Consider the following 16,512-nt stretch of genomic DNA (forward strand, 5'->3'; position numbering starts at 1 on the left):
TGCCGGCGCTGCCGTCGAACCTGCGCCCGCAGTGCGCTGCGGAGCGTCGCCCAAGGTAACAGGAGCGTTTCCCAAATGGGCTCGGCGATCGGGGGCCGGGCGCGGGCGGGGCGGGCTCAACCGCCGGAGGCGGCGTTGCGCGGCGCGCGGGAGCGCGGCGACGGCGGCGACGCATGGCCGGGGCAGAGGTACAGAGATGCGGTGAGGCGTGGTGGGGCGACCACGCCTGCCCCGCGCGCGGGCGCCTGGCCGCGTCTCGAGCGGCCCCGGACGCGCGACCAGCGGGCGCGCCTTCGGGGTGATGCGCTGTCTGCCCCTCGGCGCTCGGGTAGGCGCACCGCCGCCGTCTTGCCACCTCGAGCGCCGGGACGGCCCGAGCGACGGCGGCCCGACGTCGATCGCGCCCGCCGCGCAGCATGGCTCATCCCATGGGGTTCGCCTGTCCGACTCCTCGCTTCGAAGCCTCCGAGCCGGCTTCGACGACACCGGTCTCCGTATTCTCCCCCTGACCGCTGCGGATCGCCGGGCGGCGGGTTGTGATAGTGCTCGTCCTTCCCGGGGGGGAGAAAGACAGCACCATGTCGGAGTCGAAGCTCGCCGCGCCGCAGATGGTCATCGATAGCCGCATGCTCTATTCGAGCTGGGTTCCAGCCGATCCGGACGCCGCCGCGGCGCTCTTGCCGAACGGACTCACGCCCGCCGCGAACAGGGCCATTTACATGAACCAGTACGTTGTCGACAAGCCGGAGCAGACCTCCGGCTTCGGAGCGTATTCGCTCACCTACCTGGGGCTGGATCTCGCGGGTCACACGACGCCGGACGGCGCGGGCCCGGCCCGCTTCTTCACGCACTACTTCAACTCTTCCGACGCCGTGCGCCGGTACGTGAGCGAGCGCGGCGTGCCGGCGTCGCCCGGGTCGACGACGCTCGAGCTGCACGGCAGGGAGCTCGTGGCGACCACCTCGGTGGACGGTGTGCCCATCATCCGGACGCGGGCGCACGTCGGCAACAAGATCGGCGTGGTCGCGCGCGGCCACCTCACCTACGTGACGAAGATCGGGGATCGGCTCGTCGCCGGCAACTACCCCTATATCGCGGACATGGCCGACCCCTACGAGCTCCTGTCCGTCGAGTTCCTCGCGAAGGATCATCCGGTGTACGCCCTGCGCCCCGGGAGCCCGATCCAGGTGGTGAAGAGCGCCTCGTGGTACTCGCCCCGCGACTCCTTCGTGTATCCGGGCGGCGAGCGCGAGCTCGCCTGACGGCGGGCGCCCGGGCCCTCCGTCGCTCCGGCGCGGCGCTCGGCCTCACCGGCTACAGCGCCCGGAGTTGAAGCCGTCAAGACGCCAGGGACGCCGACAGAGCCCAGAAATTCTCTTCTTTGCGCCCTTGGCGCCTTGGCGGCTCAATCTCTTCTCCTCTGGGGCCGTCCCCGGTGTTCTGTCCCCCTCCAGGAGGCGAGCAGCCCTGTGCCCATCCTGCCCGCCCGGCCAGCGCGCGCGGGCTCACAGGCCGGCAAGGTGGATCTCATGGGATCTCGCCAGAGCGCCCGACGAGGAAGGCGGGAAGCTTGGAGGGCGAATGGATCTCCGTCGCCGCCCGCCCTGCCGCGCCGGGCGCGCGCGGTCCCATCGTGCACAACGGGGCCCCCGGTACGTCGGTTGCTCCCGAGCCCCTCCGCGGCCGGAGGCGGCCGCTACTACAAGGGAGAGAACGAATGAACCGACTGATTCGATTCGGAGCACTCTCGGCCTTCCTGTCGCTCGTCCTCTGGGGCGGCAAGGACGTTGCGGCCGCTCCGATACCCGCCGATGTGAGCAGCAAGCAACTCAAGGACCTCACGACCACAGATGTCGAGTCCGCGTGCCAGTCGCTCACGCCGAGCCTCTCGCTCTCCAAGGAGGACACATGTGAGTTCGTCGGCATGCTGTGGTCCACGGTCGGAGGGGTGTGCAGCGTGGTGAAGGAGAAGTGCATGGCCGAGGCCCAGCAGCCGCGGGCGGACGAGGCCCCGGCGCCTGCGGAGAGCTGTCTGCCGCCGGCCGAAGCGCGCACGGGCTGCACCGCGACCGTGGCCGAATACGAGGCGTGCCTGCTCGCGCACGTCACGCAGGTCCGGGCGCTCACGTGCGCTTCGACCGAGACCGACCTGGAGGCGCCCATCCCGGCGTGCGATCTGATCTCGCAAAAGTGCCCGGATCTCGCCGGCGGCGACGAGGAAGAAGGCCAGGGCGCCACCCAGCCCTGACGCCGCCGCGCGGCGCGCCTCGCGGGCCGCTGCCCACCTCGGGCCGCTCGCGGGGCGCTCCGCCTCCTGCTCCCGAGCGCGCTCACGCCCGCGGGCCTCACCGACGTCGCGATCGGATATCTTCTGCGCAGTGGAGCCGGTAGCCTGGCGGTGGGTAGCCTGCCGGTCCACGACGCGTTGGAGGGCTTCATGCTGAAGAAAGTGGCATTTACGATGTTTCCGGTGAAGGACACGCCGCGCGCTCGCGCTTTCTACGAAGGCACGCTCGGCCTGCGCGTGGGCAGCCACTCGGACAACGGGGTGTGGACCGAATATGACCTGCCGGGCGGCGGCTGCCTGGCGCTGTTCAATCACCCCGATCCGAAGTCGGCTGCCGCGCCGGGCGGCGCGAGCATCGCGTTCGAGGTCGAAGACCTGGACGTGCTCGTCGCGCGGCTCAAGAGCGAAGGCGTGGAGTTCATGGCCGACGACGTGCAATCGCCGGTGTGCCGCATGGCGGTCATGCAAGACACCGAAGGCAACACCATCATCTTGCACGAGCTCAGGAAGAGCGCATGAAGCCGGCGCGGAGGGCGCGCCAGGGACCGCCCGTTCGGATTGCGCCCGGACCGGGCTGAGCGGATCGCGGGCAAGCCCCGCGCGGTCCCGTCGGTGTGCTTCAGCGCAACCACCAGCTGCAACCCGCCGCGACCCGACCAAAAATCGCTTGCTCAGCTCCTCACCGCTGAGGCCGGATCGCTGCCGCAGCTCGCGCAGAAACCAGCCCAGTCCATCGGGCCCCGGAGCGCCGCTGCTCCGGGGCGCAGGCCGCCCCTCGCATATCGCGGCCCGGGTCTCTTCGGCGACCCCCGGGGTCCCGCCAGTTTCTCCTTAAGTATCCATGGCTTGTGCCTGCGTCTGGTCTTGCGCGGCGCCCACCAGGACTCGGCCGGATGCCGTCAGCACCCAGAGCCCCGTCCGGTCGTCGGGGATGCACAGGGCCAAGATCCTGCTATAATGTATAGTTCCGGCATGTCGTCCAGGAATGCCGTGCTCGCCGAGGCCCTGCAATTTCCGCCGGAGGAGTGAGCAGACGTCGCGAAGCGCTTGATCGCCAGCCTCGACGGACCCGCGGACGAGGACGTTGAGGCGGCCTGGCTCGCCGAGGTTGAGCGACGTCTATGAGCGGGAGGAATTACACCTGCCCCGCTCGCGACATGGCCAGGATCGCCCCGAACACGGCGCAAGGTACGATCCATGACCACCGACGCCACGCGCGAGGGGAGGTCCCGAGTTCGCGGTTCAGGGTGGGAGCGGGCTGCTCCTCGCCGGGGGCGGGCTGCTTTGCATCAGAGGCGGGGTGCTCCCCGCCGGGAGCGGGCTGTTCTTCGTCAGCCGCAGGGCGCACGGGGCCGCGACCCTACCACGCGCTCGCGCCACCACGACGCGCGCGCACGATCCTCGCCGCAACGAGCGGCCTGGGCGCCGCCGTGCCGGCGTACAAGGCCAGAGCGCGCAGGACATCCGGGCGCACCGGATGGATGCGGCGATGGATCTGACCGGTCCCGTAAGCGACGATCACGAGCATACCAGTATCACCCACAAGAACGCCTCGATTGCTGGACGCAAACTTTTACGCCTGAATTGCAGCAAAGACCACGCAGACGCGCGCATTGTCTCCAGCGCTGAGCCGCGCTGCTCATCTACTCTTTGCATGCATCACGTTCTTACCTTGCTCGTGGTCACCGCTGCTTCCATCTCGTGCACGAGCGCCATCGACACGACGTCAGAAGGCGTTTGCGAGGGCGCGGGACGCGTGGGATCTGCCGCTTCGAGTACACGGCAAAGTATCTGAACCCGTTTCCGTCGATGACCGAGGTCGAGGTCGAGGTCGAGGACTCGCTGTGTGGCGGCCAGCTGAAGCGCAGGATGTCCCGGTCTGGGAGCTCGCGTACAATCATTACGTGGGGCGCAAGGGCCAGAGCCTGCCCCGGAGCCGCAAGGTGCGCGATCGCATCCGGAGCCAGTCCGGCAACAGCAGGGACGAGACCAACGTGCAGATCACCTGGGAGGCGCTGACTCACGGCGACACCGGCAGCGCGGGTACCCCGTAGCGCGCCAGGACATCGGTTGCCGCAGGTGCCCCGGCGCTCGCGGCGGCTGCACCGAGGGAGTAGCGCTCCGGGCGCTGCGGCGCGACACTGGCCTCAAGGTGAGGTCACGCTCCGCCGCGGCGCGGCTCTTCATGGTCTCGGCGGTGCTCGCGGGCGGCGCGGTCGCGCGCGCTCAGCCGACCGCCGCCCCCTTGCGCATCGAGTATCGCGCGGAGGCTGGATGCCCGACGGAGGCGGATTTTCGCGCGCGCGTCAGCGCTCGCCTCCGCCGGGCCCTCGGGGAAGCGGACGCGGCGAGCGCATACGTCGTGACCCTCGAGAAGCTCGATGGCCGCTTCGCCGGGCGCCTCGGCGTACGTGGGGCGGACGGGACGGCATCCGACCGCGATGTCGCGGGGGACACCTGTGACGATGTCGTCGCCGCGCTCGCGGTGGTGACCGCGCTCGCCATCGACGCCCAGCGCGCGGACGCGCCCGCCGCGGTCGCCGCCCCCGTCGCTGCCGCGTCCGCGAGCACCGCCGCCGCGCCGCCTCGGCCCGCCGGCAGCGGGCTGGCTCGCCCACCCGCGCCACCCCCGCCTGCCGGTAGCGGGCGGACGCGTCCACCCGCACCCGCGCCCGCGCCGGACGTCGCGACGCACCTGACGCTCGGCGCGCAGTTCCTGCTTGGCGAGAGGATCGGCACGCCCTCCTTCGGCGCGCGCATCTTCGCGGAGCCCCCCGTCGGCGCGATGGACCGCGGCGTCGGCCCGCTGCGCTTCGGCGCGGGCCTCGAGGCGGCCTCCGACATCCCCGCGGCGGGCGGCTCGGCATCGTTTCTTCTCGTGGCCCTCGCCGCCGACGCGTGTCCGCTCGGCGCGACGGTCGGCGCCCTGCACCTGGCCCCCTGCGCGCGCGTCGAGGGCGGCCTCCTCGCGGCGAGCCGTCGAGGCGTCGCCCCGGTCCGCAGCGCGACGCGCGGGTGGCTCGCGCTCGCCCTGCCGGTGCGCGCGCGGCTGCCGCTCTGGGGTCCGTTCGTGCTCGACGTCGAGGCCGGGGTGCGGATGCCGCTGCTGCGCGACGGCATCCTCGTCCAGGGCGCCGACGCCGTCGCCCGCCCGCCGCCGCTCGACGTCGTCTCCGCGCTCGGGCTAGGCTTGACGATTCCGTGATCTCGGCGCTCGCCTGCGAACATAGCGGCAGAAGACGATGATCAGCGCGACCCGATCCGGCCCCCCTCCCCGCGCGGCGGTCGCGCGCGACGCGGCCGTGGCGGCGCACGCGGAGCGCGCCGAGCGGGTCGCGCCGTCGCCCTCCGCGGAGCGCTACCGCGCGCTGGTCGACGCGCATTTCGACTTCATCTGGCGCTCGCTGCGCGGGCTCGGCGTGCCCGCCGGGTCGGCCGACGACGCCGCGCAGCACGTCTTCCTGATCGCGCATCAGAAGCTCGGCGAGATCGCGCCCGGCCGCGAGCGCTCCTTCCTCTTCGGGACGGCGCTGGGGGTCGCGGCGAACGCGCGCCGCGCCGGGGCGCGCCGGCGCGAGCTCTGCGATGACGACGCCATGGCGGTCGCGGCCGACGACGCGCCGAACCCGGAGCAGCTCATGGAGATGAAGCAGGCGCGCGCGCTGCTCGACGAGGTGCTCGACGCGATGGCGGAGGACCTTCGCGTCGTCTTCGTCCTCTTCGAGCTCGAGGGCGTCCCGACGGAGGAGATCGCCGCGATGCTCGAGCTCGCGAAGGGCACCGTCGCGTCCCGCCTCCGGCGCGCGCGCGAGGAATTTCGCGCGATCGCGAGGCGCATTCAGGCGAGGGCGCTGCATGGGGGAGGCAACCGATGACCGATCCGAAGCGGCTCGGAGAAGACGAGTCGACCGAGTTCGAGCGCACGCTGCTCCGCTCGTGGAAGCACGAGTCGCCGCCTTCGTCGGCGCGCGCGCGCGCTCTCGCCATCGCCGGGCTCGCTGCGGGGACGAGCGCCGCGCCCGCCGCGCCTGCCGCGCCCGCGCCCGGGGCGGCCACCGGCAAGCTACTGTCGCTCGCGAAGTGGGGCCTCGGGACGGCGATCGGCGCCGGCATGATCGGCGCGGGCGTCGCGCTCCTCCGCCCTGCTGCGCCTCCCTCCTCGGCGGTACCGTCGAGCGAGCCGCCGGCGGCAAGCGCACCGCCCGTCCCCGGCGAGCCGCCGGTGGCAAACCCACCGCCCGTCGCGCCCGCATCGACCCCCACCGCGCCTGTGACGCGCGCGCCGCTCCCGCTCCCGGCGAGCGCCCTGCCGAGCCCAGCGCCCCCCGTCGCGAGCCCGCCGCGCTCGAAGAGCACCACGCCGCGCGCGCGATCCGCGCCCGTCGCGCCGACCGACGCGCTCGGCGAGCAGGTCGCCATGATCGATCATGCGCGTGACACCCTCGGCGCCGGCGACGCGGCGGGGTGCCTCTCGGAGCTCGACGCCTACGACAGGAGGTTCCCGCGGAGCGCGATGGGCGAGGAGGCCACCGTGCTCCGCATCGAGGCGCTGCTCCGCCTCGGGGATCGGGCCCGCGCGGCCGACCTGGGCCAGCGCTTCCTCGCCTCGCGCCCGACGAGCCCGCACGCCTCGGGCGTGCGCGCGCTCCTCGGCGCGACGACGAATCCGTGATCGAACGGCGCCCGCGGACACATAGCGACAACAGCGACAAGCGACGGGGCGCTCCTCACCGAGAGCAGATGGCCATCAGGCGCACCGGCGTGAACGTGCTCTCAAGAGCGCTCCGTAGATGACTCGTGTGCTCGGCTCGTCGAACATGTCGAGTTCATTCGACACGAGAACCTTCAACAGAGAGGCTTCGTATGGTCTGGTCATCATGGTCTATGCGCCGCGTGCTGCACGCGGCCCTGGTGGGAGCGGCGGTGTCAAGCCTCTCGCTGCCGGGGAGCGCCGCGGCGCAGGAGGCGATTGCTCCTGCGTGGGAGGAGCGCGAGGCTCGGGAAGACATCGCCCAGCGGCGCGAACGCGCCGCGCTCCTGGCGCCGCACTTCACCGACGCGATCAGGATGCATTCCTCCTCGATAGCGCTGCCCATCCTCTTCAGCGGCGTCGGCGCGGCGGGCCTCGCGTCGAGCCTGGCATGGAGCGCCGATGCGCCGCAGCCCACCGATACACCGCTGCGCATCGCCTTCGCTGCCAGCTCCGCGGCGATACTCGCCGGAGGCCTCGCCGGGCTCGCTGTGCCGGAGACCTACCGGCGAGACACCCTGGGGACCGCCGGGCTGCTCTCGCAAGGGAGCCTCTGGCTCGGGTTCGCGTTCCTTGAAGACGACGGGCTCGCGAGGATGACGCCCGTCGCGCTCTCGGCTGGATTTTACGTGTCCGGCTTCCTCGCCGGTCTGAACCTGGCGCTGTCCGACTACACGCCGGTCTCCCGGCTCCGCGCCGACCATGCGCTGGTGGCGACGCCCGCGTGGCGCGCGCGGCTGTCAGGCGCGCAGATCGCGAGCATCGAGCGGGATCTGCTGGGCACCGCGCCTGCGATCCCGAACTGGGCCGTCTACCTCCCGGCCGCGCTCGGCGGGGTCGTCGCCACCGTGCCCGCATGGGACGGCGATCTGCCGGTGGAGACGCGGGTGCTGAGCCTGGCGAGCGGCCTCCTCAACTCGGCGTGGTCGTTCGCCCTCATGGCCCACGATCATCCGGCGCAGTCCTACCAGCAGGACCTCCGCAGGGCCGGCCTTCGCGTCGCGCCTTCGGGCCCCGACGGCACCGCGGGCCTCACGGTCTCGGGCGAGTTCTGATGCGTTGTCCCCCGAGGACTGCCGCGGCCCGGGATCGTGGACAGGCGAAACCCGGGCCAGCGTCCAGCGGGCCCAGCCGGCGGTCGGCGAGACGGGACATGGTTACGCCTCGGCACGGCGAGGCGACTGAGGTAGTGTCGATGGCCGCCGTGACGAGCTCCTAGCCCATGTCGGCCACGGAGAGGGATCATGGATCGTTCCGTCTACATCACCAGCACTGGCGCTTTCTTGCCTGGCAAGCCGGTCCCCAACGAGGAGATGGAGCAGTACATCGGCAAGATCAGCGACAGGCGCTCCAGGCTCGGGCGCCTCGTCCTCCGGCAGAACGGCATCAAGACACGTCACTATGCGTCGACGCCGGACGGCGTGCCCCTTCACAGCGGCGCGGACATGGCGGCTCGCGCGATCCGGGACGCGCTTTCCCGCAGCGAGATCGCCGCGGAGAGGCTCTCCTTCCTGGCGGCGGCCACCACCCAGGGTGACCTCCTCGTCCCCGGCTTTGCCAGCGCGGTCCACGGCGAGCTCGGCCTGCGGCCCATGGAGATCGCGAGCTTTCAGAGCGTCTGTGCCAGCAGCATGATGGCGTTCAAGTCCGCCTACCTCCAGCTGAAGGCGGGCGAGCACGACTGCGGCGTGGCCTGCGCAGCAGAGCTCTCCAGCCGCTTCTTCCGACCTGGCTTCTATGCCGATCGGGAGCAGGAAGGCGAGGACTCCTCCGCCTTGATGGAGACCGAGTTCCTCCGCTGGACCCTCTCCGACGGGGCCGGCGCCTGGCTCCTGGAGACCCGGCCGAACGAGGGGCGCCGCTCCCTGAGGGTGGAGTGGATCGATCTCTGCTCCTACGCCGACCGCTTCGACCCCTGCATGTACGCGGGCACCTCCAGGAACCGGGCGGGTGAGAGGAAGCCCTGGAGTCACTACGACAGCCCTGCGCTCGCAGCGCAGCAGGGCGCCCTCGTCCTCAAGCAGGACTTCGATCTGCTTTACCGCATGTTCCCCGTGTGGGCGAAGCACTACCTCGAGCTCGTGGATCGGCGACGGTTGAGGCCCGGAGCCATCGACCACTTCCTCGCGCACTACTCGTCCCACTCTCTCCGCGGAGAGATGGTCAAGCTGCTCGCGAAGACCGGGGCGATGGTGCCCGAAGCTCGCTGGTTCACGAACCTCTATTCCCAGGGGAACACGGGGGCCGCATCCATTCTCCTCATGTTGCACCAGCTGATCGAGGAGCGGGATCTGCAGCCGGGCCAGCAGGTCCTCGGCTTCGTCCCGGAGAGCGGCCGCTGCGTCATCGCCTTCATGCTGCTCACGGTCGTCTGACCCGCCGTCATCCCCAGGGAGGTTCAGGATGCTTCCGGAACGTACATCGCCTCGAGACGAAGACTCACCGCAGGCCGTCCTGCGCGGCCTGTCGTCCATCTGGCTGGATTTCGAGTCCCAGGTGCATCACATCCCGATCGTGCGGCGCGTGATCGAGCGTCGCATTCGCCTGGCCGATTACCACGAGCTCCTGCTGAACCACCGGGCGCAGGTCATGAACGGGGCGCTCTGGATCGCGCGCGCCGCCTCCAGCATCGGCCACGACTTCGCCGAGCTGCGCTCGCGCTTCATCCGCCACGCGGCCGCGGAGCACCGCGATTACCTGATGCTGGAGCAGGACTACCTGCAGAGCGGCGGCGACCCGGCCGGGCTCGCGCGGCACGAGCTGAACATCGGCAGCGAGGCCCTGTCTGCCTGGATCTTCCACCGCGCCGATCAGCCGAACCCCTTCGATCTCCTCGGCGCCATGTACATCATCGAAGGCCTCGGCAAGCGGGTCGCGGCCCGGTGGGCCGAGCATGTGCAGTCCGCCCTTCGCCTGGAGGCGCAGGCCGTCAGCTTCTATCTCTATCACGCGAAGGCCGACGAAGATCACCTGGGCGAGCTGGAAGAGGTGCTCCGCTGTGGTATCTTGGATCTCCCGCGGATGGCGCCGAGGATCCTCAAGACCGCCCGGGTCACCGCGCGGCTCTACCGCCTCCAGCTCGAGGAGATCGGGAGCTACTGACATGGATTTTCAGGACCTCTTCAGGAAGATGAAGCACGACCCCAGGGATCCCGATCCGTGGCTGGCCTTGTACCTGGATCGGTCCTTGCCGATCGACGAGAGGGCCAAGGCCGCCCTCCTGAAGAGCCAGCGCAGCACAACGCGCAGGGTCGTGATGCCGATCGTCAGGCCGTTCGCCCGCCTGTCGATCTCCGGCATCAAGCTCATGAAGATCCTCGTCCCGGCGAGCTGGCAATCTCCGTGGCTGTTGCATCGGTCCATTTACTGGGGTCTGAGGCTCTTCGTCGCCCCGGAGGCCAATTACCTCATCCTGCGCCACTTCACCATCGGCACGGAGATCTTGAAGTTCATCGAGGACAACGTCCCGGGCATCGAGCTCGAGACGACAACGCCGCTGAGGACCCGGAGGCTGGAGGACCTGCTGGACAACACGTTCACGGTCCACGATCTGACCTTCTACAACTTCATCATCGAGCTGAACGAGAAGCTTCGCGCCCAGGGGCGTGAGATCGAGCCCCGGAGGTCGATCGACTTCTCTGCCATCACCGAGGACGACGCGAGCATCGACGACCTCCCGGACACCTGGCTGAACGTCGTCGACCTGCAGACCGCCATCGAGATCTACACGCCGCTCTATGCGCTGTTCCTGTCTGACCACCATTTCTGGCGGGCGAGCAATTCGTTGCAGCTGGACGAGATCATCGCGCTCTACGTCGGCAAGATCCTGGACGACCCGCTGCCTGTCGCCCTTGTGCACAACCATCATCCCATGGTGCCCAGCTCGACGCTCGAGGCCGGGTTCCGGTTGACGCTACATGGCCTCGACTCCGAGACCCTGCACGGACACCTGAGGAAGCTGAAGGCAGAAGCGGGGAGAGCGGCGGCCCGGGGAGCCCTCGCGCCGTAGCGTCACGATCTTCACCCCCGGTCTCGAGGTCGGGTAGCGCCTGCTGGAGGCGACCGGCAGCCACCGCACGATATCCAGAGGCCGGGGCCGAACCCGCCGTGGTGCATCACCGACGCCGCACGCTGGGGCCGCTCGAAGGGGCGCGCCTTGTCGCCGGCTCGTTGTGCTTTTCCTTCTCCCTGGGCGCCGCCTGACCCCGGTCGTCGTCGATCATCGCGGCGAGATTGGCCAGCACGCGGCGCAGCAGGCCGTGGAGCGCCTCGATCTCCCGAGCGGAGAGCCCGGCCGTGGCCTCGCCGTTCGACTGGCCGAGGAGCTCGAGCGCCCGTGGCATGACCTCTTCGGCGCGGGCGCTGAGGCGGATGCGGGTGGCCCGGCGGTCGCGCGGGTCGGGCGACCTCTCGATCAGGCCAGCCTTGTCCATGCGCTGCAGCAGCGCGGCGGCGGTGGGCTGCTCGACGTGCGTACGCTGAGCGATCTCCGCCTGGGTCAGAGACTCCTCCTCGGCCAGGCAGAGCAGGACCGGGATGTGGGCGACGCCGAGCCCCAGCGGGCGCAGCTGCGCCTCGGCGACGCGCATGAACGCCCGAGCGGTCCGGGTGACGAAGTAGCCCGTGTCGTAGTCGATATCCATCGGTTGCCACCCTACAACATAGCGTGCTATTCATACACATAGCACGCTATGTAATTGGTCCTTTTCAGGGAGAAACGCTCATGATCCTCGTCACCGGAGCCACCGGACAGCTCGGGTCCGCCGTCGTCCACCGCCTGCTGGAGCGCACCGCCGGCGCTGACATCGCCGCGCTCGCGCGCGACGAGCGCAAGGCCGCCGGCCTCGTGGCGCGCGGCGTCTCGGTCCGGGTCGGCGCCTACGACGACGCCGCCGCTCTCGACCGGGCGATGGCCGGCGTCGACCGCGTCCTGCTCATCGCGGGCAACGCCCCCCAGCATCGCGTGCAGCAGCACCAGAACGTCATCGACGCGGCCCGGCGCGCCGGTGTCGCGCTGTTCGGGTTCGCCAGCCGGTCGCTGAGGGACGTCCACGCCTCGGAGAACGCGCTGATGCGCGACTATTTCGAGACCGAGGACCGCATCCGGCGCAGCGGGCTGCCCCACGTCCTGTTCCGCAACGCCCTGTACCTCGACACCGTTCCGCTCTACGTCGGTGGCGCGCGGGTCTTCGAGACGGGCATCCGGCTGCCGGCCGGCGACGGTAGAGTCGCCTACGCCCTGCGCCGCGAGATGGGCGAGGCCCTCGCCAACGCCATGCTCGACCACGAGGGCGCGGACCGCACCTACGTCGTCGCCGCCCCCCGCAGCTACACCTTCGACGACGTGGCGGCCGCCCTCACCGAGGTGTCGCGCAGGACCGTTGATTACACGCGGATCTCCGACGAGACGTACGTCGCGGACGCCATCCGGGCCGGCGTGCCGGAGCACCTCGCCCGCCGCTACCTCGGCTTCTACTCCGACATCCGGGGCGACCAGCTGGACGAGACGAGCTCTGACCTCGAGACGCTGCTCCGGCGCACGCCCACCACCCTCCCGGAGGGGTTGCGCGAGGTCTTCGGGCTCTCGACGTCAGGCGCTCGCTAGGGCAGCGATGCACTGATTTCCCCCCTGGAGCGACAATCATGATCGAGCATCGAACCATTCGCTTTGCAAGCTTCACCTGAGCTTCGGGCCAGGCGGGGAGCTCGGCTTCGACCTGGGCCTCTTCTTCCCGAAGGCCAAGGCGACTCCCGAGGAGGAGGCCGAGGCTCGTCCCATCTTGATCTCGCTCTCCTTCGGCTCCGGCGAAAGCAGCCTGGGGAGAGCGGCCGGTGCGCTCGCGCGAGGCTCTGATGACCGATCCAGCCGTGGATCGGGGCAAGATCATGGTCACGGGGGTGTCGCGCCTGGGCCAGGCGGTTCTGCTCACGGGCGCCTTCGACGAGCGCATCGCGCTCACCGCCCCGGTGGCGGGGGGCATGGCCTTTCGGTTCTCGGGCGCCGAGATGGGCGGTGGGCTCGGACAGGGCATCACCGAGATCGTCGCTCAGAACACCTACTGGTTCGGGCCGCTCCTTCCCGAGTTCAGGAACCAGACGGAGCGCCTCCCCTCGGACCAGCACTGGCTCCCCGCCCTCACCGCGCCGCGGCTGTTCATTCTGTGCAACTCGCTCGACGATCCGTACGGAAGGGCCTACGCGGCCGTGCAGTCGTATCTCGGCGCTCAACCGGTGTACGACTTCCTCGGCGTTCCTGAGCATCTGGGACTGCACTTCCGGCCCGGTGGGCACGGCGCCACCGAGGAAGACTGGAACGCCATCTTCGACTTCGCCGATCAGGTCCTCCTGGGGAAGCCGGGGGCCCGGCGCTTCGACGTCATGCCGCCGCGCGGGGATACTCCCTAGCCCGATGCCCTTCGTGCGCGGCCGAGCTTCGTGCAATCGTTCCTGGCCGAGCTGAAGCTCCAGTAGGCGGTCTTGGTGGAGCCGATGACCGTGAACTGACAGCTGCTGGAGGCGACGCCGTTGCCGGTGGCGATCGCGAGGCTCCAGGCGACGACCCGGAAGGTGAGCGTCACCGGTGTGCCCGCCGGCAGATCGGAGATCACCACCGCCGAGTCCTTGAACCGCGCCGCGGTCGAGGCGCCAGGACCGTAGCTCGGGAACTGCGTCGAGTCGTGCCCGTCACCGGCCGCGGCGATCTCCGCGTCGAGCTCGCCGATCCGGGCGAGCGATCGACCGTGGGCAGCGCCGGCGACGGTGCGGAGGTCGTTGTTCCAGACGACGGGACCGGCCTCGCTCAGACCGTGACTCGACCGGGGTCGAGCCCGATCCCGACACCAGTGCAGTTGCCATCCATGGTGGAGAAGTCGACATGACCCGCCCGGGAGCCCCTGTTCGCGCACGCCGCAACAGGCCCCTGTCACGGGCGGTGGACAGGTGTCAACTACGCGTGACGATCGGCGCCGGATCCAGCGGCGCGATCGCCCGAGGAATGCGCGCGGGGAGGGGTGGAATGGCCATTGCTACAGGCTACAGAGTACAGGGACCGGCAACCCTGAAAGTACCAGGAGAACACGATCATGAGAAATCGACTCGCCACCGCCTTCCTCGCGCTCACCGCGCTCGCTGCGACGGTGAACTGCACCTCTGTCAGCGGCGGCTCCGCGACAGGCACAAGCCCATCGCAGATCGCGTGCGATAGGCTCGACGAAGCCGCCTGTCTCCTGCGCGAAGACTGCGCTCCGCTCTACGGCGCGGGCTCGGACACCACGTTCGTCAGGTGCGCGGACGGCGCCCTCACGTGCGATGTCGACGCGTGTCCTGAGCCGCCGCCCATGGAATACTGGACATGCCCGGACGGAACCCGCATCTACCCTGCATGCACGCCGACGGATGGGGACTCCTGCGGCTGGGTTTTACCGGCGTGCACTCCGGACGTGAGCGGCGTCTGCGACGCCGACGCGTGTGGTGAGCCGCCGCCCGCGGAATACTGGACATGCCCGAACGGAACCCGCATCTACCCTGCATGCACGCCGAAGGACGGGGACTCCTGCGGCTGGGTTTTCCCGGTGTGCACTCCGGACGCGAGCGGCGTCTGCGACGTCGACGCGTGTCCTGAGCCGCCGCCCATGGAATACTGGACATGCCCGGACGGAACCCGCATCTACCCTGCATGCACGCCGACGGACGGGGACTCCTGCGGCTGGGTTTTACCGGCGTGCCCTCCGGACGTGGGCTCGCGCTGATCGCGCTGCTCGCCGGCGCTCCAGCGCTCGTCGCGGGGTGCGCCGGGGCGACCGGGGAGGCGCCCCGCACGCCGCGGCCCGGCGTCCACGTCGCGCTCATGCCCACCGCATGGGCCACCGAGGCGAGCGTCGAGGGCGTCGACGGCGACAGCGCGATGGCGTCTGCGCTCGCGCGGCGCGGGGGCGCGCGGGTCTCGCGGCTCTCGGCGCGGCTGTCGCGCAGCCCCGGCTGCGCCGACGACGCCGCGTGCGTGCGGGAGGCGGCCCGCGCGCTCGGCGCCTCGAAGATCGTCCGGACCGAGCTCGCGGGGCTCGGCGCGACCGTGCTCGTGCGCGGCACGATCGTCGACGTGGAGACACAGATGAGGGAGCAGCTCATGCAGGAGGTCGTGCACGACGCGGATCCGGCGCGGCTCCGCGCCGCGATCGAGCGGCTGGGCGAGCGGCTCGCGAAGCCCTGGGCGCCCCTCCCGCCGGGGCCGCGCCACGCCTGGTACGAGGAGCCGTGGCTCTGGGTCGGCGTAGCCGCCGCGGCGACGGCCGGCGCCGCGGCCGGGATCGGCGTCGCGCTGAGCAGCGGCGAGGGCGACCCCGACGTGGTGCTCACCCCGCCATGAGCCGGCGCCGGCGCGATCCTCCGGCGCGCGAGCCTGGGCAGGGCGCCGCGAGGGGAGCCTCTCCCGCCCTCCGGCGCACGCTCGCGCTCGGCGCCGCCGGGCTCGCGCTCGGCGCGGCAGGGTGCGCGGAGCCGCCCGCGCTCGACCTGATGCTCGTGCCCGATCCGAACGTGAACACGACCGAGCAGCTCCTCGCGCACGTCCAGCAGGCCGTGCTCGTCGTCGACGCCGAGGAGGGCCTTTACGCACCGGGCGAGGAGCGGTCGCGGGGCGGCGTGCAGGTGAAGAACGCCGACGTGGATGCGGCGCTCGAGCTCGTATTCACCCTCTCGATCGAGCGGGAGCGGCTCCCGATCATCCGCATCGAGCAGGGCAGTCTACCCGACGTCTCGCTCAGTATCCGGGTGCTCGGCCTGCAGGCGAGCCCGGCGCCGGGCAGCTTCGTCGCGCGCGGCGAGCTGATGGGGGCGCGCTTCGCGGCGCCGCCGCCGATGATGACGGTGCCCTTCAACCTGCGGCCGGAGGTGAGGCCGCCTCGCGTCGAGCGCGTCTTGCCCGACGATGGAGGCGTCGCGCTCAGATGTGCCGTGCCTTCGCTCGTCATCTCCTTCTCGCGCCCCATCGACGAGGCGAGCCTGCGCGCGCCGGGCGCCGTCACGATCACGCCAGATCCAGGGCCGATCTCGGTGGCCATGGATCCGTCAGGGCTCGTCGCAAACATCGCCACGCCGAGGCTCGTGGGGGTCGACAGGCTCGCGTATCGCGTCACCATCGCCAGCGCGGTACGCGATCCGACAGGGCAGCCGCTCGATCAGGTCGCGGCAGAAGCGGGCGCGCAGGGGTATCTCGGCGACTTCTCCCTGTCCTGCGAGCCGCCCCCGACGGAGCCGACCGAGCCCCCGTGCGCGCCGGACTACGCGTGTCCCCTGGGCGCCGCGTGCGTCGGCGGGGTCTGCCTCCCCAGAGACTGCCCCGTGCCGTGCCCGGGAGGGCGCGTGTGCGATCGGCTGCGCGCCCTGTGCGTCGACGACTGTCGCGCCGACGCGCTCTTCTCGCCGTGCGCTCCGGAGCACCGCTGCGACGCCACGAGCGGGATCTGCCGCTGACGGC

Annotated in this window: 19 protein-coding genes and 1 pseudogene; 17 read left to right on the plus strand and 3 right to left on the minus strand. The window is 70.7% G+C overall.

Annotated features, from left to right (window positions below; all coding sequences use genetic code 11):
• Positions 1 to 578 precede the first annotated feature (578 nt).
• The 4 genes and pseudogenes from WMF17_RS34235 to WMF17_RS34250 form a co-directional block, all read left to right on the plus strand.
• On the plus strand, positions 579 to 1,262 hold the full coding sequence (locus WMF17_RS34235; protein ID WP_437597478.1) for a hypothetical protein: 684 nt from the start codon (positions 579 to 581) through the stop codon (positions 1,260 to 1,262).
• A gap of 455 nt (positions 1,263 to 1,717) precedes the next feature.
• Positions 1,718 to 2,248, plus strand: a complete 531-nt coding sequence (locus WMF17_RS34240) for a hypothetical protein (RefSeq protein ID WP_437597479.1) — start codon at positions 1,718 to 1,720, stop codon at positions 2,246 to 2,248.
• A gap of 189 nt (positions 2,249 to 2,437) precedes the next feature.
• Positions 2,438 to 2,806 carry a VOC family protein gene (locus WMF17_RS34245; RefSeq protein WP_437597481.1) on the plus strand — a complete coding sequence of 123 codons (369 nt, stop codon included), beginning with the start codon at positions 2,438 to 2,440 and terminating at the stop codon, positions 2,804 to 2,806.
• 522 nt (positions 2,807 to 3,328) lie between these two features.
• Positions 3,329 to 3,412, plus strand: a pseudogene (locus WMF17_RS34250) (addiction module protein); the annotation flags it as partial.
• Between the two features lie 235 nt (positions 3,413 to 3,647).
• Here the strand turns inward: WMF17_RS34250 and WMF17_RS34255 are convergent.
• Positions 3,648 to 3,815, minus strand: a complete 168-nt coding sequence (locus tag WMF17_RS34255) for a hypothetical protein (protein ID WP_437597482.1) — start codon at positions 3,813 to 3,815, stop codon at positions 3,648 to 3,650.
• A gap of 316 nt (positions 3,816 to 4,131) precedes the next feature.
• Between WMF17_RS34255 and WMF17_RS34260 the strand changes: the two genes are divergently transcribed.
• The 8 genes from WMF17_RS34260 to WMF17_RS34295 all read left to right on the plus strand — a co-directional run bounded on the left by WMF17_RS34260 (position 4,132) and on the right by WMF17_RS34295 (position 11,046).
• Positions 4,132 to 4,341 (plus strand): hypothetical protein, encoded by a 210-nt coding sequence (locus tag WMF17_RS34260; RefSeq protein WP_437645220.1) that lies wholly within the window; start codon positions 4,132 to 4,134, stop codon positions 4,339 to 4,341.
• A 98-nt stretch (positions 4,342 to 4,439) separates the two neighbouring features.
• Complete coding sequence (locus WMF17_RS34265) at positions 4,440 to 5,492, plus strand: hypothetical protein (RefSeq protein ID WP_437645222.1); 1,053 nt, start codon at positions 4,440 to 4,442, stop codon at positions 5,490 to 5,492.
• A 37-nt stretch (positions 5,493 to 5,529) separates the two neighbouring features.
• Positions 5,530 to 6,162: an RNA polymerase sigma factor gene (locus tag WMF17_RS34270; RefSeq protein WP_437645223.1), complete on the plus strand. Its 633-nt coding sequence runs from the start codon at positions 5,530 to 5,532 to the stop codon at positions 6,160 to 6,162.
• A complete protein-coding gene (locus WMF17_RS34275) occupies positions 6,159 to 6,959 on the plus strand; it encodes a hypothetical protein (RefSeq protein WP_437645225.1) in 801 nt (266 codons plus the stop codon). Before WMF17_RS34270 ends, WMF17_RS34275 begins: the two co-directional genes overlap by 4 nt.
• Before the next feature lie 251 nt (positions 6,960 to 7,210).
• Positions 7,211 to 8,092, plus strand: coding sequence for a hypothetical protein (locus tag WMF17_RS34280; protein WP_437645227.1), 882 nt, complete (start codon positions 7,211 to 7,213; stop codon positions 8,090 to 8,092).
• A gap of 189 nt (positions 8,093 to 8,281) precedes the next feature.
• Positions 8,282 to 9,412 (plus strand): beta-ketoacyl-ACP synthase III, encoded by a 1,131-nt coding sequence (locus tag WMF17_RS34285; RefSeq protein WP_437597490.1) that lies wholly within the window; start codon positions 8,282 to 8,284, stop codon positions 9,410 to 9,412.
• 28 nt (positions 9,413 to 9,440) lie between these two features.
• Positions 9,441 to 10,139 (plus strand): iron-containing redox enzyme family protein, encoded by a 699-nt coding sequence (locus WMF17_RS34290; protein ID WP_437597491.1) that lies wholly within the window; start codon positions 9,441 to 9,443, stop codon positions 10,137 to 10,139.
• A gap of 1 nt (position 10,140) precedes the next feature.
• Positions 10,141 to 11,046: a DUF6999 family protein gene (locus tag WMF17_RS34295; protein ID WP_437597492.1), complete on the plus strand. Its 906-nt coding sequence runs from the start codon at positions 10,141 to 10,143 to the stop codon at positions 11,044 to 11,046.
• 106 nt (positions 11,047 to 11,152) lie between these two features.
• Here WMF17_RS34295 and WMF17_RS34300 read toward each other — a convergent pair whose 3' ends face one another.
• Positions 11,153 to 11,680, minus strand: coding sequence for a MarR family winged helix-turn-helix transcriptional regulator (locus WMF17_RS34300; protein ID WP_437597493.1), 528 nt, complete (start codon positions 11,678 to 11,680; stop codon positions 11,153 to 11,155).
• 80 nt (positions 11,681 to 11,760) lie between these two features.
• On the opposite strand from WMF17_RS34300, the gene WMF17_RS34305 reads away from it, so the two are divergent.
• Positions 11,761 to 12,642, plus strand: coding sequence for an SDR family oxidoreductase (locus tag WMF17_RS34305; RefSeq protein ID WP_437597495.1), 882 nt, complete (start codon positions 11,761 to 11,763; stop codon positions 12,640 to 12,642).
• A 248-nt stretch (positions 12,643 to 12,890) separates the two neighbouring features.
• Positions 12,891 to 13,442: a glucuronyl esterase domain-containing protein gene (locus WMF17_RS34310; RefSeq protein ID WP_437597497.1), complete on the plus strand. Its 552-nt coding sequence runs from the start codon at positions 12,891 to 12,893 to the stop codon at positions 13,440 to 13,442.
• On the opposite strand, the gene WMF17_RS34315 is transcribed toward WMF17_RS34310, so the two are convergent.
• Complete coding sequence (locus tag WMF17_RS34315; protein ID WP_437597499.1) at positions 13,439 to 13,942, minus strand: hypothetical protein; 504 nt, start codon at positions 13,940 to 13,942, stop codon at positions 13,439 to 13,441. The two genes, WMF17_RS34310 and WMF17_RS34315, sit on opposite strands and share 4 nt — an antisense overlap.
• A gap of 177 nt (positions 13,943 to 14,119) precedes the next feature.
• On the opposite strand from WMF17_RS34315, the gene WMF17_RS34320 reads away from it, so the two are divergent.
• Genes WMF17_RS34320 through WMF17_RS34330 form a run of 3 tightly spaced genes read left to right on the plus strand, consistent with a single transcriptional unit; the run spans position 14,120 to position 16,508 of the window.
• The gene (locus tag WMF17_RS34320) at positions 14,120 to 14,785 is read left to right on the plus strand and encodes a hypothetical protein (RefSeq protein WP_437597501.1); all 666 of its coding nucleotides are present in this window, start codon (positions 14,120 to 14,122) and stop codon (positions 14,783 to 14,785) included.
• The gene (locus WMF17_RS34325) at positions 14,758 to 15,402 is read left to right on the plus strand and encodes a hypothetical protein (protein WP_437597503.1); all 645 of its coding nucleotides are present in this window, start codon (positions 14,758 to 14,760) and stop codon (positions 15,400 to 15,402) included. The genes WMF17_RS34320 and WMF17_RS34325 overlap by 28 nt, the downstream gene beginning before the upstream one ends.
• A complete protein-coding gene (locus WMF17_RS34330; protein WP_437597504.1) occupies positions 15,399 to 16,508 on the plus strand; it encodes an Ig-like domain-containing protein in 1,110 nt (369 codons plus the stop codon). The genes WMF17_RS34325 and WMF17_RS34330 overlap by 4 nt, the downstream gene beginning before the upstream one ends.
• Positions 16,509 to 16,512 lie beyond the last annotated feature (4 nt).

This window comes from Sorangium sp. So ce362, assembly GCF_051519845.1.
Taxonomy (GTDB): Bacteria; Myxococcota_A; Polyangia; order Polyangiales; family Polyangiaceae; genus Sorangium.